1 pseudogene is annotated in these 247 nt (G+C 39.3%); it reads right to left on the minus strand.

What is annotated here, in order from left to right:
* Positions 1-247: pseudogene (locus ACFINZ_RS09770) on the minus strand (deoxyguanosinetriphosphate triphosphohydrolase); the annotation flags it as partial.

Below are 247 nucleotides of genomic sequence, written 5' to 3' on the forward strand. Positions count from 1 at the left end.
CTGTTCGAATTGATCAAGTGTTAAAAATTGTGATCGTAACCCATCATCAACATCATGCGCATTATAAGCAATATCATCAGCAATCGCAGCACATTGTGCTTCTAGTCCAGCAAAGCAATTGAGCTGAAGATCCTGCTTTGCATTATATTGTAGAATATCGATAGGGATATCTTTGTTTTTAGCATAAGGACCTAAAAGGGGGCCATTATGTTTAACAAGTCCCTCGAGGGTTTCCCAAGTCAGGTTA

It is taken from the genome of Bartonella sp. AA81SXKL (genome assembly GCF_042196945.1).
GTDB lineage: Bacteria > Pseudomonadota > Alphaproteobacteria > Rhizobiales > Rhizobiaceae > Bartonella.